At 63.8% G+C, this 21,999-nt stretch carries 20 protein-coding genes and 1 tRNA gene; 4 read left to right on the top strand and 17 right to left on the bottom strand.

Features of this window, described 5'->3' with window-relative positions; all coding sequences use genetic code 11:
* Window positions 1-33: 33 nt before the first annotated feature.
* Window positions 34-1,731 carry a molybdopterin-dependent oxidoreductase gene (locus ACPDIX_RS11445; protein WP_423431931.1) on the bottom strand — a complete coding sequence of 566 codons (1,698 nt, stop codon included), beginning with the start codon at window positions 1,729-1,731 and terminating at the stop codon, window positions 34-36.
* A gap of 2 nt (window positions 1,732-1,733) precedes the next feature.
* The gene (nuoF, locus tag ACPDIX_RS11440; RefSeq protein WP_423431930.1) at window positions 1,734-3,188 is read right to left on the bottom strand and encodes an NADH-quinone oxidoreductase subunit NuoF; all 1,455 of its coding nucleotides are present in this window, start codon (window positions 3,186-3,188) and stop codon (window positions 1,734-1,736) included.
* A gap of 71 nt (window positions 3,189-3,259) precedes the next feature.
* Between nuoF and ACPDIX_RS11435 the strand changes: the two genes are divergently transcribed.
* Window positions 3,260-3,333, top strand: a tRNA-Gln gene (locus ACPDIX_RS11435).
* A gap of 119 nt (window positions 3,334-3,452) precedes the next feature.
* Here the strand turns inward: ACPDIX_RS11435 and nuoE are convergent.
* From nuoE to nuoB, 4 genes are read right to left on the bottom strand one after another with little or no spacing between them, the layout of a single operon-like run.
* Entirely contained in the window at window positions 3,453-3,968 is a 516-nt protein-coding gene (gene nuoE, locus ACPDIX_RS11430; protein WP_423431929.1) for an NADH-quinone oxidoreductase subunit NuoE, read from the bottom strand.
* Between the two features lie 58 nt (window positions 3,969-4,026).
* Window positions 4,027-5,331: an NADH dehydrogenase (quinone) subunit D gene (gene nuoD, locus ACPDIX_RS11425; protein WP_423431928.1), complete on the bottom strand. Its 1,305-nt coding sequence runs from the start codon at window positions 5,329-5,331 to the stop codon at window positions 4,027-4,029.
* Window positions 5,332-5,379: 48 nt separating this feature from the next.
* Complete coding sequence (locus tag ACPDIX_RS11420) at window positions 5,380-5,964, bottom strand: NADH-quinone oxidoreductase subunit C (protein ID WP_423431927.1); 585 nt, start codon at window positions 5,962-5,964, stop codon at window positions 5,380-5,382.
* Window positions 5,961-6,518 (bottom strand): NADH-quinone oxidoreductase subunit NuoB, encoded by a 558-nt coding sequence (nuoB, locus tag ACPDIX_RS11415; RefSeq protein WP_423431926.1) that lies wholly within the window; start codon window positions 6,516-6,518, stop codon window positions 5,961-5,963. The genes ACPDIX_RS11420 and nuoB overlap by 4 nt, the downstream gene beginning before the upstream one ends.
* Window positions 6,519-6,703: 185 nt before the next feature.
* On the opposite strand from nuoB, the gene ACPDIX_RS11410 reads away from it, so the two are divergent.
* Complete coding sequence (locus ACPDIX_RS11410) at window positions 6,704-7,351, top strand: DUF6580 family putative transport protein (RefSeq protein WP_423431925.1); 648 nt, start codon at window positions 6,704-6,706, stop codon at window positions 7,349-7,351.
* A 90-nt stretch (window positions 7,352-7,441) separates the two neighbouring features.
* Window positions 7,442-7,915 carry a metallophosphoesterase family protein gene (locus ACPDIX_RS11405; protein ID WP_423431924.1) on the top strand — a complete coding sequence of 158 codons (474 nt, stop codon included), beginning with the start codon at window positions 7,442-7,444 and terminating at the stop codon, window positions 7,913-7,915.
* Between the two features lie 51 nt (window positions 7,916-7,966).
* Here the strand turns inward: ACPDIX_RS11405 and ACPDIX_RS11400 are convergent, their stop codons facing one another.
* The 5 genes from ACPDIX_RS11400 to nrdR all read right to left on the bottom strand — a co-directional run bounded on the left by ACPDIX_RS11400 (window position 7,967) and on the right by nrdR (window position 12,013).
* The gene (locus ACPDIX_RS11400; protein ID WP_423431923.1) at window positions 7,967-8,992 is read right to left on the bottom strand and encodes a DUF6807 family protein; all 1,026 of its coding nucleotides are present in this window, start codon (window positions 8,990-8,992) and stop codon (window positions 7,967-7,969) included.
* A 12-nt stretch (window positions 8,993-9,004) separates the two neighbouring features.
* Window positions 9,005-10,366 carry a Gfo/Idh/MocA family protein gene (locus ACPDIX_RS11395; protein WP_423432032.1) on the bottom strand — a complete coding sequence of 454 codons (1,362 nt, stop codon included), beginning with the start codon at window positions 10,364-10,366 and terminating at the stop codon, window positions 9,005-9,007.
* A 232-nt stretch (window positions 10,367-10,598) separates the two neighbouring features.
* The gene (locus ACPDIX_RS11390; RefSeq protein ID WP_423431922.1) at window positions 10,599-10,943 is read right to left on the bottom strand and encodes a histidine triad nucleotide-binding protein; all 345 of its coding nucleotides are present in this window, start codon (window positions 10,941-10,943) and stop codon (window positions 10,599-10,601) included.
* A gap of 66 nt (window positions 10,944-11,009) precedes the next feature.
* Window positions 11,010-11,561: a hypothetical protein gene (locus ACPDIX_RS11385; protein ID WP_423431921.1), complete on the bottom strand. Its 552-nt coding sequence runs from the start codon at window positions 11,559-11,561 to the stop codon at window positions 11,010-11,012.
* A complete protein-coding gene (nrdR, locus tag ACPDIX_RS11380; RefSeq protein WP_423431920.1) occupies window positions 11,558-12,013 on the bottom strand; it encodes a transcriptional regulator NrdR in 456 nt (151 codons plus the stop codon). The genes ACPDIX_RS11385 and nrdR overlap by 4 nt, the downstream gene beginning before the upstream one ends.
* Before the next feature lie 233 nt (window positions 12,014-12,246).
* Between nrdR and ACPDIX_RS11375 the strand changes: the two genes are divergently transcribed.
* Window positions 12,247-13,338, top strand: coding sequence for a 3-deoxy-7-phosphoheptulonate synthase (locus tag ACPDIX_RS11375; RefSeq protein ID WP_423431919.1), 1,092 nt, complete (start codon window positions 12,247-12,249; stop codon window positions 13,336-13,338).
* 329 nt (window positions 13,339-13,667) lie between these two features.
* Here the strand turns inward: ACPDIX_RS11375 and ACPDIX_RS11370 are convergent, their stop codons facing one another.
* From ACPDIX_RS11370 to ACPDIX_RS11345, 6 genes are all read right to left on the bottom strand, one after another.
* Complete coding sequence (locus ACPDIX_RS11370; protein ID WP_423431918.1) at window positions 13,668-14,447, bottom strand: IS5 family transposase; 780 nt, start codon at window positions 14,445-14,447, stop codon at window positions 13,668-13,670.
* 1,403 nt (window positions 14,448-15,850) lie between these two features.
* Complete coding sequence (locus ACPDIX_RS11365; RefSeq protein WP_423431917.1) at window positions 15,851-16,306, bottom strand: hypothetical protein; 456 nt, start codon at window positions 16,304-16,306, stop codon at window positions 15,851-15,853.
* A 97-nt stretch (window positions 16,307-16,403) separates the two neighbouring features.
* Window positions 16,404-17,390, bottom strand: coding sequence for an RHS repeat domain-containing protein (locus ACPDIX_RS11360; RefSeq protein ID WP_423431916.1), 987 nt, complete (start codon window positions 17,388-17,390; stop codon window positions 16,404-16,406).
* Window positions 17,391-17,648: 258 nt separating this feature from the next.
* Window positions 17,649-18,044, bottom strand: coding sequence for a hypothetical protein (locus ACPDIX_RS11355; protein ID WP_423431915.1), 396 nt, complete (start codon window positions 18,042-18,044; stop codon window positions 17,649-17,651).
* Between the two features lie 291 nt (window positions 18,045-18,335).
* Window positions 18,336-19,454 (bottom strand): RHS repeat-associated core domain-containing protein, encoded by a 1,119-nt coding sequence (locus tag ACPDIX_RS11350; protein WP_423431914.1) that lies wholly within the window; start codon window positions 19,452-19,454, stop codon window positions 18,336-18,338.
* Window positions 19,455-20,576: 1,122 nt separating this feature from the next.
* Window positions 20,577-21,999, bottom strand: a 1,423-nt coding sequence (locus ACPDIX_RS11345; RefSeq protein WP_423431913.1) for an RHS repeat-associated core domain-containing protein, incomplete at its 5' end; no start/stop codon positions are given.

Below are 21,999 nucleotides of genomic sequence, written 5' to 3'. Positions count from 1 at the left end.
GTCACCCCGTTTCCCGTTCCGCCACCCGCGCCCTCAAACCGGCACGGTGGCCCCGCAGTCGCCCAACGCCGACCAGCTCAACCCCCGGAAGGCCGGCACCTCCGAAGCCATCCGATCGAACAACCCCGGCAGATGCCCCGGCAGTTGCTCGCCGGTCAACGCGCTCACCCACTCGGCCAGCACCTCCCATTCCGGCCGGGCGTCGCCCGGCGGCGGGATCGCCGGTTGAAACCGTTGCACCCGGCCGCGCACGTTGGTGAACGTGCCCATCTTCTCCGCCGGCGCACAGCCCGGCAGGAGATAATGCGCCCGCTCCGTGGTGGCATTGGGCAACACGTCGCACACCACCAGCAAATCCAACCGCTCCAGCAGCTCCGGCTCGAAACCGTGCCGCGTCAGCTCCTCCCCGAAAACCAGCAGCGCACGGATCTGCCCCTTGCGCACCCGCTCCAGCATCACCGGCAGCTGACTGCCCATCTCGGTGTAACAGATGCCCGTCAGCCGCGCCCCCTGCGTGTTCGGGTTGCGATCCGCGTTCAACAACAGATGATCGCCCTCGCTCTCGCGCGGGACCGAATCGCTCATCGCACGCAACCGCGCCTTCAGCCGGCTCAGCAGCCAGAGCTCCTCGTTGCTCAGCCGCGCCGATCCCACCAGCCCCACCGACCCGGGCTCGGCCCGACGCAGCCGTTCCAGGATCTCCGCCGTGGCCAGCTCCCAGCCCGAATCGCGACCGCGGATCCGCACCTTCTTCAACCGGTCGGCCCGGTGGATCCACTTGTAGTTCAGCCGGCCATAATCGCACATCCAGTGGCTGTTGACCGCGTCGTTGGGCCGGGGCGTGTACCGGTAGATCCGGCCCTGGCGCGAGCCGATCAGGATGTTGCAGCCGGTTCCGCAGCTCGGACAGATGCTCGGCGTCTCCTTCAGGAACCACACGCGCATCCGGAACCGGAAATCCCGGGAGGTCAACGCCCCCACCGGACAGATGTCCACCGTGTTGAGCGTGTAATTGTTGTCGAACGGCCGGCCGGGTGCGGTGGCAATGGTGTTGTAACTGCCGCGGTTGATGATCCCCAGCGCGTCGTCGCCCACGATGTCACGAGTGAACCGGATGCAACGCGTGCAAAGGATGCAACGCTCCGCGTCGAACACGATGCGCGGGCCCAGGTCCACGGCCTTCGGCTTGTGCACCTTGGCCTCCACAAACCGGCTGCCCGCCTGCCCGTAATCCAGCGAGTACTCCTGGAGCTTGCATTCACCGGCCTGGTCGCAGATGGGACAGTCGAGCGGATGATTGATCAGCAGGAACTCCAACACCCCCTCCCGCATCGCCTTCACGCCGGGGGTCTCCGTGTAAATCTCCATGCCGGGACTGACCGGCGTGGCACACGCAATGGCCGGGCGCGCCGATTTGACGATCCGCGGCGTGCCGTCCGGGTTCAGAATCGGCTTCCGGTCCGGACCCAGCGCCGGGGTGCCGTACTCCACCAGGCACATCCGGCAATTGCCCGCAATGGGCAGCTTGGGATGATAGCAATAGTGCGGCACCGTCACACCGGCCAGCTCGCACGCCTGCAACATCGTCGTGGGCGCCGGCTTGCCCTGCCAATCCGGCATCGTGCGCGGCACCTCGACCTCGCGCCCGTTGACCCGCACGCGGATCGTCTCCACCGCCGGAGCCGCCGCCCCGCTCCCCGCTGAAGTCGCACTGGAAGTCGCCGTGCTCATCCTCACCTCGTCATCGGCACCCGGACGGTCCCGGCCCCGACCGGCCGACCGCCCGATTCCGCGCCGGCCTGCTCGGCCGCCTGACGCGCCTCCGCCTCGGCACCCCGCGCCACAAACTGCTCCTTGAACTTCGCCACCGTGCTCTGGACCGGCCAGGAACAGGCATCCCCAAACGCGCAGATCGTCCGCCCGCCGGGAATGTTGTCTGCAATGTGCAACAAATCGTCGGCATCCCGCCGCCGGCCCCGCCCTCCGGCCAGGCGCTTCAAAATCTTGGCCATCCAAAGGGAGCCCTCCCGGCACGGCGTGCACTGGCCGCAACTCTCGTGCGCGAAAAACGCACTGATGTTGGCCAGCACGTCCACCATGCTCACCGAATCGTCCACCACGATGATCGCGCCCGATCCGGACATGCTGCCCGCGGCAATCAGCGTGTCGAAGTCGTACGGCAAATCCAGCACGTCCTTCTCCTCCACGACCTCCCTGCCGTCCAGACCGCGCCGGCGCAGCGTCACCCGTTCCCCCGCACGAAACACCTTCGCCGAAACCCCGCCGGGAATGATCGCCTGCAACTGCCGCCCCTCCCGGAGCCCGCCCCCGAAAGCCGGATCAAAGATCAGCTCGCCCAACGTCACCTTGCCGGTCTCGATCTCGTAACAGCCCGGCTTGCGCACATGCCCGCTGAGACTCACCAACCGCGTGCCGGTGTTGTTGGGCGTCCCGATCTTGGCAAACTCCGCACCCCCCATCGCCACGATGTGCTTGATGTTGCACAACGTCTCCACGTTGTTGACGATCGTGGGACACATGTACAACCCCAGCACGGCCGGAAAATACGGCGGCTTGATCCGCGGATAAGGCCGTTTGCCCTCCAGCGACTCGATCAGTCCCGTCTCCTCCCCGCAAATGTAGGCACCCGCCCCGCGGTGAACGATGATGTCCAGATCGTATCCGGTGCCCAGAATGTTCCTGCCCAGAAAACCGGCTTCACGCGCCTCCGCCAGCGCCCGCTCCAGAATCTTCGCCCCCTCGGTGAATTCGCCCCGGATGTAGATGAACCCCAGGTGCACGTCGTTGGCAAAACAGGCCAGAATCATCCCCTCCAGCAACTGGTGCGGATCCCGGTGGATGATCTGCCGGTCCTTGAACGTCCCGGGCTCGGATTCGTCCGCATTGCAGATCAGATAAATCGGCTTGCCGCTCTTGCGGTCCACAAAACCCCATTTCAACCCGCACGGAAAACCGGCCCCGCCGCGCCCGCGCAGCCCGGATTTGACCACCTCCTCCCGAATCTGTTCCTGCGCGGTCATCACCCGGCCGTCCGGCAGCGTCCGCGGCGGCAGGGTCAGCCCCTTGCGCAACGTCTCGTACCCGCCATGCCGCAGGTAGCACGCCAAATCCGGCGTGTAGCCCGGCTCGAACGCATGCTTCAGGATCAGCCGATACTCCGATGGCATCGCCTCAACCTCCCCCCATCCGAACCCTTGACGACCGGCCCGGAACGAATACTCTCTCTAGCAGACGGGCTTGCCCGATGGTGTAACGGTAGCACAGCAGACTCTGGATCTGTTTGTCATGGTTCGAATCCATGTCGGGCAGCCATTTCGTTTTGCCCGGATTCCCCCCGTCTGCCGCCCACCGCCCGCGCCGGGCGCCGCCCTGACCGCACCCGGTCCAGACCCGCCGGCCCCATTCTTGGGTGGCCCGCATGTGACCGCGTTTCACGATCCAACCTCCACCCGCGGCAGCTTTTCTTCCGGATGGGCCAGCCACGATTCGACCTGCTCGGGGCTGACCCGCTCCCACAAATCGTCGTTGATCATCACCACCGGTGCCGTGTGACAACTGGCCAGGCACTCCACGAACTCCAACGTAAACCGGCCGTCGGCCGTCGTCTGCGGCCCGTGTCGGTGCGGATCCAGCCCCAGCCGCTCGCACAAACGCCGGTGCAACTCGTGCGACCCGGCCAGCATGCAACTGAGCGTCCGGCAGATCTTGATCTGCCACCGGCCGCACGGTTCCTGCCGGAACATCGGATAAAACGTGACCAGCTCGTAAATGTGGATCGGCTGCAACCCGAGTTTCCGGGCCGTCCATTCGATGGCCTCCTGCGACAGCCAGCCAAAATGAGCCTGCAACGCGTGCAGCACCATCAGGGACGCGCTCCGTTTCACCGGATACCGCGCCACCAACGCGTCAATCTCCGCCTCCAATTCCCGGGGTACGGTCCAGTCCATGACTTCTTCGACTCCCCGCAGTCGGGCTGTGGCAGCCGTCCCACCTCGCCCGACAGGCTCAGCGGTCGCACTCGCCCATGACGAAATCAAGCGAACCCAGAATCGCCGGCACGTCACCCACCAGGTGACCCGGCAACAGCCGGGGCAGGATGCTCAAATTACAGAAGGAGGGCGAGCGGATTTTCAGCCGCCACGGCGCCCCGCCGCCCCGACTGTGGATGTAAAAGCCCAGTTCGCCCTTCGGATTCTCGTGTCCGAAATACACCTCGCCCGGGGGACAGTTGATCCCCTCGGTCACCAGCATGAACTGGTGGATCAACTCCTCCATCGAGGTCAGCACCTTGCGCTTGGGCGGCAAAACGATCTTCCCATCATCCACGCACACCGGCTCGCCCGTGGCGTTGTCCGGGCCGCCCGGCATGCGCGCCAGACACTGCCGGATGATGCGCGCGCTCTGGCGCATCTCCTCCATCCGCACCAGGTAGCGGTCGTAGCAGTCCCCCGCCGAGCCCACCGGCACGTCGAATTCCAGCTCCGCGTAGCACAGGTACGGATGCGCCTTGCGCAGGTCATGCGCCACACCGCTGCCGCGAAGGTTGGGACCCGTCAGCCCGTAAGCCACCGCCAGCTCCGGCGGGATCACCCCCAACCCCTGCGTGCGGTCCACCCAGATGCGGTTCCGTGTCAACAGGGTCTCCACCTCGTCCACCGTGCGCAGCAGCTCCTCCACAAACCGCCCCACCGCATCGCACCAGCCGGGGGGGGTGTCCCGGGACACTCCGCCGATCCGCGTGTAACTGGTGGTGAACCGCGCGCCCGTCAGCGCCTCGCACAAGTTGTAGATCTTCTCCCGTTCGGTGAACGTGTGGAGAAACACCGTCACCGCGCCCACGTCCATCGCAAAACTGCCCAGGCCCAGCAAATGGGCCGAGATCCGCGCCAGCTCCGCGCAAATGACGCGAATGTACTGGCAGCGCGGCGGCAAACGGTCGTGGATCCCCAACAGCTTCTCCACCGCCAGTGCATAGGCCACGTTGTTGGCCAGCGGTGCCAGATAGTCCAGCCGGTCGGTGTAGGGGATGAACTGCGTCCACGTCATGTTCTCGGCGATCTTTTCATCGCCGCGATGCAGATACCCGATGTCCGGCGTGGCACGCGTGATCACCTCCCCGTCCAACTCGAGCACGATCCGCAACACGCCGTGCGTGGACGGATGCGAGGGCCCCATGTTGACGACCATCCGGTCGCCCGCCACCTCCTCCCAGGCCCCATCGTCCACCGCCGGCGCCTCCACCCGCGCCTGCGCCAACTCCTGCGCACGCGCAGCCGTGTCGCCGAATTCGAATGTCCGCCCCGTGCTCATCGGTCTCCTTTCGGCCGGTCGCCGCTCCCCGGCTGCGTCCGACCCGGTTCAGCCCTCGGTCGGCCCCGGCTTGGCCCGGGGCTCACGATGAATGGCATCCGCAGCCCCCGGCGTGGTCACAAACGGCCCGCCCTCCAGGGGCGCCACCTCCGTAAACGCCACCCCGGGCACCTCGCTCGGCAAACCGCCCAGCGGAAAATCCTTCCTCAACGGATGGTACGGATACCCCTCCCACATCAGGATCCGGCGCAGATCCGGATGCCCGCGGAACCGGATCCCCATCATGTCGTAAACCTCCCGCTCGTGCCAATCCGCCGCCGGCCACACGCCGGTCACCGTCGGCAGCTCGGACCGCTCTTCCGGCACCCGGGTGCGCAAACGCAACATCTGCCCGTGCCGCAAACTGTAAAGGTGATAGACCAGCAACCACCGCGGCGGCCGGTCTTGGTTGTCCACACTGGTGATGTCCAGCAACAGGTCGAAGCCCAACTCGTCCCGCGCCGCCCGGCAAACCTCCGCCACCCGCTCCGGATCCGCCAGATCCAGACTCACCTCCCCGCGAAACTCCTCCGGCTGGCCCAGGACCCCGCCGAATCGTTCGCGCAGTTGATGGGCCAGTTCGAGCGCGGTCATGGCTGCAACTCCATCTGCCTTGCCGGCGGCCGCACCGGCAACGCCGGCCCCGGTCGCTTGAGCGTTCGCAAGACCGGTTCGCGCCGCACCTTGCCCTGCAACTTGATCAGCGCATCCAACAGGGCCTCCGGCCGCGGCGGACACCCCGCCACATAAACGTCCACCGGCAGGATCCGGTCCACACCCTGCAACACCGCATAGCTCCGGTACATCCCGCCCGTCGAGGCACAGGCACCCATCGCGATCACCCACTTGGGCTCGGCCATCTGCTCGTAGAGACGCCGCACCACCAGGGCCATCTTGTACGTGACCGTGCCCGAAACGATCATCACGTCCGATTGCCTGGGGCTGAAACGCATCACCTCCGCGCCAAACCGCGCAATGTCGAACCGGCTGGCCCCCGCCGCCATCAGTTCGATGGCACAACAGGCCAGCCCCATCGGCATCGGCCAGAGAGAATACTGCCGAAACCAGTTCAACGCGGCTTCCAGGCGCGTGATCACCACGTCGCCCTCCACCTTCGAGTCGTAACCAATTACCGTGGTGGTTTGCATCGGACGAACACCGCTCCCCGGTTCGAGACCGCTCAACCCTAGAGGAGCCGGACCCCCTTCGCAAGTGAATCCCCCGGATCACCCGGCGTCCGCCGGAATCGGTCCGGGCCCCGGAAAAGCCCAGCTGCGCCCGGCGCGGCAGGGCCGCTTGTCACTCGACACCGCTGCTCTATGATGGGGCGGTGATGGCGAGGATCGCTTGGCCGTTGCTGTTTGCCCTGGTTTTCGCGCTGACGAGGATTCCGGGACTCCTCCCGCCCAACTTCAGCGCCGCTTACGCCTTTGCCTTCTGCGCAGGCGTGTTCTTCCGAGGGGCCCTGGCCTGGTGGCTGCCCCTGGGGACCCTCGCGCTGACCGACCTCGCACTGACCGCCTGGTACGCCTTCGGCCTCGGCTACGACGTCCTCTCCACCCCGGCCCTGCTCGCTCTGGGCTTCAACTACGTGGCCTACGCCGCCCTGATCCTTCTCGGACGTTGCTTCAAACCTCACAGTTCGCTCCTGACCCTGCTGGGCGGCGGGCTCCTGGGCGCCATCCTGTTCTACCTCATCACCAACACCGCCGCCTGGTGGTTCAATCCCTTCGGCCACCCGGAATACACGCGGACCCTCCAGGGCTGGTTGCGCGCGCTGACCCTCGGCGCCAGCGGATGGCCGCCCACATGGGAATTCTTCCGCAACACGCTCCTCAGCAGCGGCCTGTTCACCGCCCTGTTCAGCGTGGCCGCGCGCCTGACCGCCCCGGCCGAATCACCCGCGGAAAAAGACCCCCTCCCCGCGGCACAAGAACCCGAGGAATCAGCCGAACCTGAGGGCGGCCCCCAACCGGCCTGATCGAAACCAACCCCGGCAGGATGCAACGCCTGCAAAGATTCCCCACACCGCCGCCGGCAATCCCGAAAACCTCCTCCACACGCACGGCCCATGCGCATCGGCGTCATCTCCGACACCCACGGTTACCTCGACCCGCGCGTGGCCGAGTTGTTCGACGGTGTGGACGCCATTTGGCACGCCGGAGACATCGGCCCGGCATCCATTCTCACCGAACTCGAGCTGATCGCCCCCGTGACCGCCGTGCTGGGCAACAACGATTGGAACCTCCCGCTGCGCGAAAGCGAGGTCGTTCAGGTTGAGGACCGGCGCTTCCTCATCCGTCACATCGTGGAGCCGGCCCGACCCGGCCCGTCCCTGCTGGAACGGATCGCCCGCGGTGAACTTCACGGCGTGGTGTTCGGTCACACCCACCGTCCCTACCGGAACCATCACCACGGAGCCCTCTTCCTCAACCCCGGTTACGCAGGCCGACCCCGCGCCGGTCACGAACGCACCGTGGCCGTCCTGCACATCGGCCCCGGCGATTGCATTGTGGAACACTTGAGGCTGGACCCCTGCGGGTGAGCCCGCCCGGCAGCGACACTCCCCTCGGAACACCGCCGTCCCCCGGGCCACTCACAGACGGCCCTCGCTCCAGGCCCGGTACCGTTCAGCCACCCGGCCGCTTTGCACATCCCCGCGATGGATCAGCAGCCCCACGCGCGTGCCCAGCGAGTCGCCCGCGGCCAACGTGAACGGTCTCCCGCTCCGGGCAGCCTCACGCCGCGGACCGAACGTCCCGTAGTCCCGCGTCAGCCAGGTGTGCGGATGCGGATTGGACGGGTGACTGAAAAGCGCCAGTCCCTCTGCATCCGGCACGCCGGTCCGCGAAAAATCCACCCACCGTGCCGGCTTGTCATGCGTGCCCGCCTGACCCACACCGCCCTCGGAATTCACCAACCGGCCCATCCCGTTGGTGTTGAACCGGTCGTTCATCCGAACATACGGCCAGGCATAATGAACCGCGTCGCTGCGGAAGATGACCGGGCCGTACGCCGCGGTGACCGTGAAGCGGATGTCGAGAAAGTACTCTCCCCCCTCCAGCGCCACCACCCGCATCTGCCGCTCCTCCTCCAGCACGGGCGTCCGACCGTGATCCATCTCCCAGATCAACCGCCAACGAAGCCGGCCCTCCCCACGGCCCGGCGCCCATGACAGAAAACGATCGTGCCGAATCCGATCCCGAAACGGCGCGTGCGGGTCCTTGGGCCCGCCCGCACCCGTGTAGAAAGCGTTGTAAAACGACGCCTGCCGGTGCCCCGCCAGCTCCACCGTGTCGGCGAACCAGAACGAGCGATGGTGCGGATACGGCTCGGCCTTCTGCACCGTCATGGATCGGCCGGACGGACTGTAAATCGGATAAAAGTGCGGCAGGTCCCAATCCTCGCCGTAAACGTACCTGAAGGCCGGTCGGCCCCCGATCCGCACCTCCAACCGGCCCTGCGCATCGTCCCGCACGAATTCCACCCGCGGCGCGCCCGTGCCGCCCGCGCCCGTCTGCCGGCAGGCCGTCAACAGCAGAACCGCACACGCGCCCCCCGACAACACCGCCAACAACACCCGAAGCGACCCGGTCCAACCCTTGCCAGGTGTGCGTCCCATTTTCGTAGGTGCTCAGACCTTTTCCGGATGTTGCCAGGGCTTCCGCCGTTCCCGCTCCAGATACTGATTGGCCTCGGGATCGTCCGGGAAGATCTCGCGCACCGGGTCCCAGCGCAGCCGACGCCCCACCCACCGCGCAATGTTGCCCAGATGACACACCGTCGCGGAACGATGACCAATCTCCACGTCGGCGTTGGGTCGCTGCCGCGTCTTGATGCAGTCCAGCCAGTTCTTGATGTGGTCGTCGTTGAAATCGCGGGGCCGCCGCTTCAACAGTTCGATCGCATATTCCTCCGGCTCCGATTCCACCCGACCGCGGTCCACGCGGAACCGGCCACGGTCCGTGATGAATATCGCGCCGAACCCGGGTGGCCTCGGGTCGTCGCTCGGTTCCAGTACCACCCCGTTCGCGTACTTGAAGTACACCCGCGCCTCGCTGCAAATGCGGTCGCCGCGGTCCTTCGGCTCCGGCTGCGTGTACACCGGCGGAATGAGCTTCTCGCCCTCGATCCAAACCTCCACCGGGCCGCTGTCGTCCATCCCCAGCGCCATCTGGATCATGTCGAACCCGTGCGAACCCCAGCCGGTCATCTCCCCGCCCGAGTACGGCCGGAACGACAACCAACCCGGATTGGCACGCGGCAGGTAAAGGTCCCGATTGTACGGCACCACAGGCGTCGGACCACACCACATGTCCCAGTCCAACCCTTCCGGGATCTTCTGCTCCGGCAGCGCACACTCCCACGGCGTGGGATAGTTCATGTAGAGCACCTTCTGGATCCTGCCCCAGTCACCACGGCGCAGCGCATGACACGCCTCAATGTCAATCCACATGGACCGTTGCTGGCTGCCCACCTGGAAAACCCGGTTGTACTTCCGCGCCGCCTGCACGATCAGCCGCCCGTCCCGGATGGTCAGCGACACCGGCTTCTCCGCGTACACGTCCTTGCCGGCCTGGCAGGCACTGATGCAGATGTACGCTCGCCAGTGCTCCGGCGTGGCCGTGATGATCGCGTCCACGTCCTTCCTCTCCAACAGCCGCCGGAAATCCTGATACGCCTCGCCCCCGTGTTGCTTCGTCACCGCCTGAGCCCGCGGCAGGTTCACGTCCGCCACCGCCACCAGCCGCGCCTCCGGCAACCGCAACAGCCCCTGTAAAAGATTGCCCGCCTGCCGGCCCATCCCGATGAATCCCACACCAATCTGCTCGTTCGGCCCGGGCCGACCCGGCGCCCCCAACACACTCCGCGGCAGCACCTGCGGAAACGCCCACGCAGCAGCAGCCGCCATCACGCCGCGGCGCAGAAAGCTGCGGCGCGACAATCCCTGTGACTCGGAGGAACGGACCTTGGTTTGGGAGGTGTACGGCTTCATCGTTTTCACCCGGCTCGATACGGTCGCCACCGGCCGAACCCTTCACCGCGGCCACCCACCCTTCGCGAATGCCTCAAGGCCGGCCCGGGTCCAACCGCATCGTCTCCAACTCCATTCACCACTGTCAGCATGCGCATCTGCCAGCGCAGGTGGCCAGAGGAAAGTTTGCCCGGCCCCGGGCGTTTCTCACGAGCCGGCGCCACCCCCACGGCCCTCCTCCCGACCCACCCGATCAACCGGGCGGCCAGCCCATCTTGCGCCCGCCCAGGATGTGACCGTGCAAATGCGGCACCGCCTCCCCGGCGTTGGGCCCGCTGTTGAAAACCATCCGCCAGCCCTCCTCGGCCAGCCCCAGCTGCCGCGCCACCTCAGCAGCCTTCACCATCAAATGACCCAGCAGCGGCGCGTCTTCAGGCGTCACCGAGGCGAGGTTCCGGATCGGTTTGCGCGGCACGATCAACACATGCGTCGGCGCCTGCGGGTTGATGTCGTGAAACGCCACCACCAGATCGTCCTGATACACGATCCGCGCCGGCAGTTCCCCGTCACAGATATTCTGAAAGATGGTCTTGCTCATGTCACGATCTCCTCTGATCCGAACCCTGCCGGCCGGCCCGCGCCCACGGCCGCACCGGCACCCACCTCATTCCACCACCAGCAGGCACTCGCCGCTGGCATGGGCACGCACACATGCACGCAGGTACTCCACAATGCGCTCCCGCAACGCCTCGCACCGCGGACACCATCGACGCACCCCCAACAACCGTTTCACACAGGCGCGCAACCCGCAAAACCGGACACGCGCCGGCGTCAGGCGCAACTGAGTCTGAACCGCCCGACGCAATTCGGCAAAGAAGAACAACTCCCCGCCCCCGGCCGCATGCGCCAACGTCAAAAGATCCTCCGACCGCGCCCGCTCCAGCCCCGTCCTCGGCCCGCACGACCGCATCTCCTGCGCCAGCCCCCGCAAGGCCTGTTCCAACGTGCGCGTGAACTCCTCCAGCGTCACCGCCTCCCGCGCCAGATCGTGCCGGAAATAGTGAAACACCGCCCGCACCGTCTCCTCCAACACCTCCGCGTCACACGCAGGCGACCCGTCCCCAATCAACTCGCCCACGATGCTCTCGGCCGAACAAGGGACCCGTTCCCCGCTCGCCAGCTCGAACACCAGATAATCACTGCCCAAAAGAATCATGACGCCCCCTCCAGTCGCCGCACCTCCTGCACAAAATCCGTCGCCTCCTGAAACCGACGGTACACACTGGCAAATCGCACATACGCCACCTGATCCAGCCGCCGCAGTTCCTCCATCACCAGGTGACCAATCGCCTCGGCCGGCACCTCGCGATCGTACCGCTCACGCAACGCCTGCATCACCCGCTCGATCAACCCCTCCACGGCCTCCGTGCTCACCGGCCGCTTCTCACAAGCCTTCGCAATCCCGGACGCCAGTTTCTCCCGCGAAAACGGTTCCCGCCGCCCGTCCCGCTTCCGCACCACCAAATCCTCGTGCTCGATGTGCTCGTAGGTCGTGAACCGATACCCGCAACGGGTGCACTCGCGCCGACGTCGAATCGTCGCCCCCTCGCGTGAGGACCGGGAATCCACCACGCGATCCTCCAGACACCCGCATTTCGGACAACGCATACCCAGCCGCCACAACCCGTCGCGGCTCCCCCAGCTAACACCCCAACCGGTGGGACGTCAAGCCGGAGCAGCAAAAAACACACCATGTTCCCGGCCAACCTTCACCACCCACGTCCTGTGCCCACCTGCACTCCACTCCGGCCCGGTTTCCCCCGCCCGGCCACGCCCCGACCCGGACCGGTCCCGTTCTCCAGCCTTTGCAAGCCCGATGCGCCGACGATAATGTTGCCTGTATGGTTCGCGTGCAAAACGTCCATGTCCGGGAACTCATCCGGCTCAAGCCCCCCCGGGCCATGCTGGCCGAGCTGCCTCTGGACCAGGCAGCCGCTCGCACCGTCGTCGCCGGTCGCGAAGCCGTCCAGCGCATCCTTGACCGGTCCGATTCCCGAATCCTGGTCCTCGTCGGCCCCTGCTCCATTCATGACCCGGAAGCCGCCCTCGATTACGCCCGGCGCTTGGCCGCCCTCCGCCGCGAACTCCACGATACCTTCGAAATCGTGATGCGCGTCTACTTCGAAAAACCGCGCACCACCATCGGCTGGAAAGGACTCATCAACGACCCCCACCTCGACGGCACCTACGACATCGAAACCGGCCTGCGCCGCGCCCGTTCCCTCCTGCTCGAGATCACCCGCATGGGCCTGCCCGCCGGAACCGAGTTCCTCGATCCCATCGTCCCCCAATACATCGCCGATCTCATCTCCTGGGCCGCCATCGGCGCCCGCACCACCGAGTCCCAAACCCACCGCGAAATGGCCAGCGGCCTCTCCATGCCCGTCGGATTCAAAAACGGGACCGACGGCAGCCTTCAAGTGGCCATTGACGCCATGCAAGCCGCCCGTCACCCCCACGCTTTCCTCGGCGTGGACGAGGACGGCATCACCAGCATCGTCCGCACCACGGGCAACCCTTGGGGCCACATCGTCCTCCGCGGCGGACGCCAACGCCCCAACTACGATCCCGAAAGCATCCGCCAAGCCGAACAACAACTCGCCGCCGCCGGGCTGCCCCAGGTCATCATGGTCGACTGCAGCCACGCCAACTCCGCCAAAATCCCGGCCCGACAAGAGGACGTCTGGCGCAGCGTCATCCAGCAACGCTGCAACGGCACCCTGTCCCTCGTGGGCATCATGCTCGAAAGCAACCTCTTCGAAGGCAACCAACCCTTCCCACGGCCCGTTCACGAACTCCGCTACGGCGTCTCCATCACCGACCCCTGCATCAGCTGGGAAACCACCGAACGCCTCCTCCGCTGGGGCGCCGCCGAGCTCGCCCGCGCCGGCCTCGGCACCACCCGCCCCGCCCCAGCCGTCTCGAGCACTTGAGACCCACGAGCCCGCCCCGCGCCCCGGACGCGCTCCTCCACCCGTGCCCTCCCCATGGCGTCCTGCCCCGCCGCCTTCCAACGGCCCCCATCGTGCCCACAGGCTGGAACCTATCCCTAAACCCGATGTCCAAGTCGTTTCAAGGCGCGATAGCCATGGGTTGGCTACAGCTGAGAAGGCACACTCGACACGCAGGACACGGTCGGGCAGGAGTCAGAGCCGCTCTTGAGAGCTGCAAATGTCGTAGGAACAGAAAGGCCTCCCATCTGCCGGTGACCCGCTGCCCGAAAGCTCGGTCAACGGAGGCGCGGAATCGCCCCGTTTGCTGTTCAGACCAGGACCTGCCGGACCAGCAAGAACGCGCAGGCCATCTGCAAATACGCCTCAAAAGCCCGGCTCGACTTCTCCCACCTGACGCACAGCCGCCGAAAATGCAGCAGCCGGGCCAGCGTACGCTCCACCACCCACCGCCGACGATACCGCCGCAGCGACCGGCCGTCCTGCGTGCGATTCTCCGGCCGACGACTGCTCCGGTGCGGCGCCATCAGCTCCATGCCTCGCGCCGCAAACGCCCGGTCCAGTGCATCGCTCTCCCAGGCCTTGTCGCCCACCACCCGCTCCGGGACCTCCTTCGTAAGCATGAGATCGAACCACCCCTGCGCCAGAGTCGACTCATGCGGCCGGGCCGAACAGCTCTGCACCGCAATCGGCAATCCCCGGGCGTCCACGGCAATGAGGATCTTCACCCCCTTGCCCACCTTCGTGCGCCCGATCCCGTCGCCTCCACCACGTGCCGGACAGAACGCCGCATCCGGAAAGCATTCATACAGCCGATACTCTCCGCGCTCCTCCACCAGTTGCCCGGCCTCCTGCAACAGCCGTTCGAACACTCCCTCCCGCACCAGCCGTTGGAAGAACCGGTGCACGGCGCTTTTGGTGCCGAACTGTCGCGGCAGATCCTTCCATTTGGCTCCGTTGGCCAGCAACCAGAAGCTCCCGGCCAGAGCCTTGCGCTTGCCGGTTCGGGGGCGGCAGCCTTTGCAGTTCTTGGGAGGATCCGGAATGCGTGCGTAAAACCATTTCAGCAGCCTCCCCGTAACTTTCAACACAACTGCATGATGACTACGTCACAAACGCTTGAAAATGCTTTTGGGACAGGTTCTACCTGTCACTTTCCCAAGGCGGCCGCTCATAGGTTCTCGTTTGTTCTCCTTCCAAACGTGGACTGTCCAAAGCTTCCAGCGGAGGGTAATGGTACACGATTTCACCGTGCTGAAGCACCATCACTCCATTCGTCAACACAATGCGGCTACCCACGCGGCTCACCCGTTCAAAGTATAAACTCACGCCTCCCCTGTTGACTCCCTCCTGATACTCCCTCAGCCCAGACAGAAACCAATCATGGCTTTCGACCGACGCCAACAATTCCCTCCACCAGTTTGTCTCCGGCGGATTGCAACGTCCCCGCTCTAAAGCCAGCGTCAGTACCTCGAAGTCTGTTTCTGCCATCCGTCGCGTTACAAACCAGATACCACCCGGCCCAACCGGTTCCATAACCTGTACACAACTTGCGGCGGTGGGATCGACCACCCACAACGCCAGCCTCGGATGCTCCCGGGCCAGGTATTCCCACCCCGGGATGGCAACGGCGGCCGTCAATGTTCCAAACCGGGCCAACCACATCAGGAGTCTGGTCGTCCGTAGTCCGTCCACTTTGTCGACTGAAGCCAGTTTCTGTTCCATACCCAGCTGCGCTTGCCCTGTCCGTGCGAAGGTTCCGCTACTCACCACCAGCCGCCTGATGCTGCCTCCCACACGATTTCTTCACACGTGGCACGGTCTTGGCCCGCACTCCCCTAGAAGCCGGCATGCGATATGAACCACGCCCCGAGCGCCACGGTCGAGCGCAACACCGCTCGGCCGCGCCCGTACATTCGCGCAATCAGGACGGTCTCGGTTCTGCAACCCGCACCGACGAGCATGTCCATGATCCCACGTGCAGTCAGCCATCATGAACGCCGAGCACTCGTACGACGGTGCACCGCAGAGCCTCCACCAGTCACCGTCCACCCTCCCCGAGCCGGGATCTCTCCAGGCCGCTCCCCAAAGCGCAGCTCATCCGCGAGCTGTCCCGGCCGAAGAGCCTGAACAGCTACCAACCCGGCCACTTCCTTGGCGGCCATTCCTTCCATGCGGATGCATTTGACGTTGGCTCTCTCACCGATCTTCGTTCCAGTGCCCCGCACACAGATCGTCATTTGCCCTTCCTGCCCAGAGTCCCGCTCCACGGGCATGCTTCCTCCTGGCCAACGCCGCGCCGCGTGTCCCACGCATTCCAACCGCGCCGTGCGTCTTCAACCGTCCCAACCCCTTGCCGAGCCGTCTCCTCCTCATTGCCGATGTCGCGCTGTCCAGTTTCGCCTCTCAGCGGCTACTTACAAGGCTCCGACGCCTTCCTGCCCCTCCGTCTGGTCCAACCACGTTGACGCCGCTACCAAACGGCATCCCCGTATCAATACTGCACCCACCCGGCAACTCGCCCATGGGACAAGATCAACAGGCCACTCCCGCTATGCACCGTTTGCTTTTCTGGCACAAAAAATCCATACTTGATAAAGAAAGGCCTCCCTGTCCCCGGTTTGTAAACGCCTTCCCAGTACCACTCCATATACATGTTCGTCCACGCGTTGGCCAATCTGGTCAGCCACTTTTCCATTGCCTCCGGATCCTCCACACGACTCATGAACCCTTTCTGTTTTCCAGTCACACCTGCATTGGCCAGACTGGCGTGCATCTGTACAAATTCCGGCGACAGCGGTTCGAAGTTAATGTACCATGCTGCAAGTTCAGGGTGCTTGGCTCGAAACAGCTCAACCTCCCTTGCATACCTCTGTGGCAGCGTGGATTCATCGGCGGCCCACCTCAAAAGGATATACCACACCAGTGCCAACAACAAAGCCTCCACCAAGGCAAGGCACATTCTCGCGTGTCTCAACATAGTCATTGTTTGCCGGTGCAGTTCACGTGCTTATAGGTTTCGACATGTGCGGGACACTCAACCTGGCTCACTCTCTGCGACAAGCACAGCAATCCCCGAAAAGAAGTTTGCATTCAAAGCGATGCATAATGAGTTGGGCTTCGAATGGAAAGGAAAAATCCTCCCAACCGAGCACACCGCCCACCAAGATCGGCACGTCCACAAACACCGTTCGGCGCACGAAGTCACACCTGAGCTTGCCCGTCCCAACGAGCATGGAAACGTCCTCATAGTTGGGACCACCGAGGCACTGGCTTAAACAAGCGCCGAACCGCACCCATTTAGATCCGCTTTTTGCCGCGATGTCCTCCGACACCCACTCTTTCACCTCAGGCACCCGGTCGGACTCGTGCGGAGCAGCGGCTTGATCCCAGCACCAACCTCTGAGCTTCGAACAGAAATCAACGGCATCAAGCTTTTTTCGGATCCAGTCCACTAAACCAACCTCCACCGAACACCTCATTACACACGCCGTGACCTGCTTGCCGGTCGGCCCGGGTCTGTTGGGTGCCCGGGCGTCCAGGCCGAGAAAGTCTATTCGGACCACTGAGGCATTGCCAGCCAGGACCAGCAGACCAAGCCCTCCACGTTCCTCTATAGGATCCCGGCTCAGCCAGCGGCCAAGGGTGGGATTGTAGGCGCGGTATTCGTACAGGACCAGCCCGGTGAAATCCTCGGAGCGTTTGGTGCTGAAGCGGAAGGGGTTCAACCAGACCGCAGGGCCGCTCAGGCGGAGGGGCTCGCCAGAAGGACCGTATTCGTAACGGGCGGTTTCAGTGCCGGTGGTGGCCGACACCAGGTTCCACACGTTCCCGTTGCCGTCGTAGCACACAAAATGCGTGCTAGAAGCAGGTCCGGTGCCAGCCCGAACCCACAACAGCCCACCCACCCCTCCGGCGCCGTCCACGGTCTTTGAGACGTCCAGGCCACAGATGTACGCCTGTACCGGCGAGCCGTTCGTCGCGTTCAATTCCCCCGCGTGCGGGCTCAATCGCGATTCAACTCTCCGCCACATGTCCTCTACCCCTTACTCGCAACGTCACCCGTGCGTCACGCCGCTAGGAGGATCGCGGCGATCATAAACGTCGTCTCAATTCCCCGACTGCCGGCCCGAGGCGCCGTCCCCCGATCACCGCTGCGGCTTTGAATGGCTGCTGCGCGCCATGCAGACACACATCTTGCCTTCATGCTCCCGTTCTCACTCACCTGCCCACCGGCGTCCCCACCAACAGAGGACTACAGGGGCGCGCCGGCATCGCAAGCTCACACCGCCTCACTTATACCACACCGGACGCTCGCCTTTTGCCATCCACTCCGGCCTCCCCCGCTTCGGTAGCCAGACGACATCCCCATTGGTCGAGACCAGATAATGCCCGTACAATTCCGTCCAATGATCGCGGTACAAAAACATGGTTTCAACCCGAACACCTTTTATCACGACATTCGTCGGAAACACCATAAATATCCGCGAATGGTTACTGTACGTATAGGAGGCCGGCATACCCTCCGCCCGCCACGCTCCAAGATTCAGCAGGGCTCTTATCGTATCGATCCTCTTTCGATCCTCAAGACCGTACGGAAGCACGCAGTCACAGACCTTTGCCAAAACGACCAGCCCCAGCAAAGCCCCGCAGATTTTGAACACTCGCCGTTTTGTCATCGTGGCCATACGCTTTCTCCCGAGGCCAGCCCCACCTCATCAGCATTGATTTCTGCAACCGTCAACTCTGGGTGTGCGAGCCGATACCAGGGATGCCACATGTAGATGCTACAGAGGCTCTATCGCCAAGTCGACCTCCGCTGCAGCCCAGCGACGCCGTCTCCCAGTGGTAGGCGTACCTCTTTGCGTGCGTACGACTCTCATTGGCCAGCCGCTGAAATGCCCGATCAGACCCCACCTTAGTGGTCTTCCTATCGAGCGATTGAGCATAGCCCTCTCCAGACGATATCCACGTGGCCGTCATGTTCCTCCACGGGGTCCTGATGCTGCCACAGTCCGCAAGATTCTGCCACGCAGGTCCCTACTGTGTGGCTCTCCCTCTTGGTCTTGCGCTTTCGACGCATTTTCAACAATGTCCGACCACATCTGTTCGAATTCTCGGATGAGGTTTTCGGCCAGCTTCTCGTACACACAATCAACAATGCTGCGGCAATCATTGATTAAAATGCAGTACGTCATAGTTGTATCGCCCAAGGACGCCGCTGCCTCCGCTAATCCCTTGTCCACCTGCTCACTTGTGTGCACGTGGTTGACGACCCCTTCGTACCTCGACACGACATTTGTCGCCGCTTCCGGCAGGTGTTGATATGTAAACTTTCCCCGGCCACAGATCCTGCGTGGCGAGAAGGGTTTAGTTGTGTCAGGACCGAACTCAATCGCATACGCACCCCCAGCACCATCGTCACCGACCATCACCCAATGGTTGATACCGCACACGCCCTTCGCAATAACGATCCAGTAGTCCAGTCCAAGCCGATCCCAAAGCCGGGGTGGCGCGTTGACCACAAAACAATGAAGATTCCGGCCGCCGTGTTCCCCTTTAGGATCCCTGCTCAACCAGCGGCCCAAGGTTGGACTGTATGCGCGGTACTCGTACAGGACCAAGCCAGTAAAGTACTCGGTGCGCTTGGTGGAGAAACGGAAGGGATTGGTACGGGCCGCAGGGCCGCTCAGGCGGAGGGGTTCGCCAAAGGGACCGTATTCGTAGCGGGCCCTTTCGGTGCCGGTGGTGGCCGACACCACGTTCCACACGTTCCCGTTGCCGTCGTAGCAGACGAAGCGCGTGCCCGCGGCAGGGCCGGTGGCCAGCCGAACCCACAGCAGCCCTCCCACCCCTCCGCCGCCGCCGAGGGTCTCTGAGAGGTCCAGGCCCCAGATGTACGCACGCACCAAGCTGTTGTTGGTGGCATGCAACTCCGCCACGTGACGACCGAACAGCTCAGGATCGCTCACGAACTTCACGTCCTCCACCACCTGCCACACCCCGTTGCTCAAGACGTACGACGTCTGCCGCACCCGCCGACCCATCGCGTCGTACTTCCAGTCCACACGACAGAAGCTGGATGAAGGACCCGCCACCGTGATCACCCTCGTCAGCCGGTTCTCAGCATCCCAACTATACAGCCGCCGTCAGTGGCCAGCAAGGCTCTGCCACCCTCCGGCAATCACAGGGCAGGTAAAGCCGTACCCGCGCCTTCACAGGCTCCCAGCCCGTCTCCACCTCTGTGACACCTCTGTGTTCTCCGCTCCTCGGTGGTGCTCTTTGAGCCATTTCCCCCGCGTCTGTCACTGCCACCACTGATATTCCTGAATCGACCACCGCCGCCTCCCCCACCAGAGTCTCGTAATGGACCGCTGCTACCCCGGGGTCCACAACACGCCGAATCCCAAAAGCATTCGTGGAGCCGATGCTACCGCTGCGGTTTCCGAAGTTGCCCCCGCGCAACGACCGCTCGCATATCCCCTGCCGTACCATGCACTGGAAGACCAGCTGAGCCGCCCTTCTCGACCCGAACAGTCGAGGCAGATCCTTCCATTTGGCTCCGTTGGCCAAGAGCCCGGCAACTCCCGCCCGTGTTTTCCGCTTATTGGTCCGCGGACGGTGGCCCTTCGGGTTCCCGTGAGGATCCGAAATGCGCGTGCAAAAGCAATCCAACAGCCTGTCTGTAAGTGTCAGCTCAACTGCATGATGACTACGTCACAAATGCTTGTCAATGGTTGTTGGATAGGTTGTAGCTTCAACGTGCGTATTTCCGTGTCTCCGGCCGCAACGGGCATTCCGGCCATCTTACATCTAGGGACACATGAGGTACCGTTCATCGCTTACGCGGCCGTACGAAATCACCCGACCATCGTGGGTAACGAAAAGAAGCAGTTTCTCCCCGCCGGCCCAACCCCATAAAATGCCAACCTGACACTCGTTCGTCACCCCATCCAACACAACCGCATAATTGCAAGAAAAAGCCAACAGAACCGTCGACTCCTTTTGGGTTACAATCCCATGCCGCCGGTAGTCCTGCCATGTTTTCAGCGCGTGCATGCAGGCGTTATATTCCATTGCGCGTAACATGCGCTGTCTGTGCACCCATGCCCCAAACACCACGCCCACCAGGGCAGTTGCCAGCGCCACGCGTATCCACCACACCGCGACCTCACCACTCCCTTGGCACGCTGGCACTTCCTGACCTCGTTTTGTGCGGATCATGTATCCTCTTCCTCGGCAGATTCATGCCATTCCCTACCTCGCACGAGGCAGCAGCTCCTAATTATCGCGTTGACGTAGGACCGGCAATTTCGCGACGCAGAGTAAGAACTACCTTCCCATGTCCGCTTAAAATACTCGGCGCATTGTATAATTCTCTCTGCCGTTGCAGAACAACAGCTTCCGCCCGCGTCGTCTTTGAACTTCCCCTTCCTGGTTATCTCCAATTGCCAGACTCGCCGAGGCTTCACTGTTGCTTCGTACCCTCTGGTAGTCCCGACAGAGAAGAACACACGCAACTTCCAGTGGCCAAAGCCGTACCCTCGTCCAGCTACTTCCAACGCAGCATGCCCGAGCATACCATCTTCCTGATATGCCTTCCCAACCGCGTCAAGACCCATAGCATCGGTGCCTGCCACGGGATCATTGGCGAGCATGCTCTTTAGGTTGTGTCCACCAGCCTCCTCAATGAGATCCCTGCTCAACCAGCGGCCCAAGCTGGGACTATACGCCCGGTATTCGTAAAGAAGCAAACCGGTGAAGTCTTCGGTGCGTTCGGTGCTGAAGCGGAAGGGATTGGTACGGGCCGCAGGACCGCTCAGGCGGACGGGCTCGCCAAAGGGACCGTACTCGTACCGGGCGGTTTCGGTGCCCGTGGACGCCGAAACCAGGTTCCACACGTTCCCGTTGCCGTCGTAGGTGACGAAGTGGGTGCCTGCGGCAGGGCCGGTGGCCATCCGAACCCACAACAGCCCACCAACACCACCGGCGCCCTCGAGGGTCTCCGACAGATCCAAGCCCCACACGTACGCACGCACCAAGGCGTTGTTCGTCGCATTCAGTTCGGCGATGTGACGGCCGAACAGCTCAGGATCGCTCACGAACTTCAAGTCCTCCACCACCTGCCACACCCCGTTGCTCAAGACGTACGAAGTCTGCCTTGTCCGCCGACCCCAGGCGTCGTACTTCCATTCCACCCGACGAAAGCTGGACGATGGACCCGCCACGGTGATCACCCTCGTCAGCCGGTTCTCAGCATCCCAATAGTACAGCCACCTGCCGTCCCGGACAAGGTTGCCGTCCAGATCGTGGATCAGCAGCTCCGGCGTCTGCGGCACAAAGGCCGACCGCGTCTCCGACTGCACCCGGTCCGGTTGGCCCCGCACCACGCCCAGGTTCGTAATCACCACCCAGACCGAGCCCGTCGCGTTGTTCACCACAGCCTCACCGTACCAGTACCGGCCCTGCTGAATCGCCCGCGCCCATTCGTTGCTCCCCCACCACAACGTCACCGTCGCCGCCTCGGCAGCCTCCCCGGACACCCCCACATATCCCGGCACCGTCCGGCCGGTGTACTGGCTCAGCCGATTGACCGTGTTGGTGCTCCAGCGCAGGCTCTGGCCCAGTTCGTCCCCGCCCCAA

Origin of the sequence: Limisphaera sp. 4302-co, from assembly GCF_049537155.1 — a bacterium.
Taxonomy (GTDB): domain Bacteria; phylum Verrucomicrobiota; class Verrucomicrobiia; order Limisphaerales; family Limisphaeraceae; genus Limisphaera.
The sequence above is the reverse complement of the archived record's forward strand: the minus strand, read 5'-3'. Positions and strand labels throughout refer to the sequence as shown.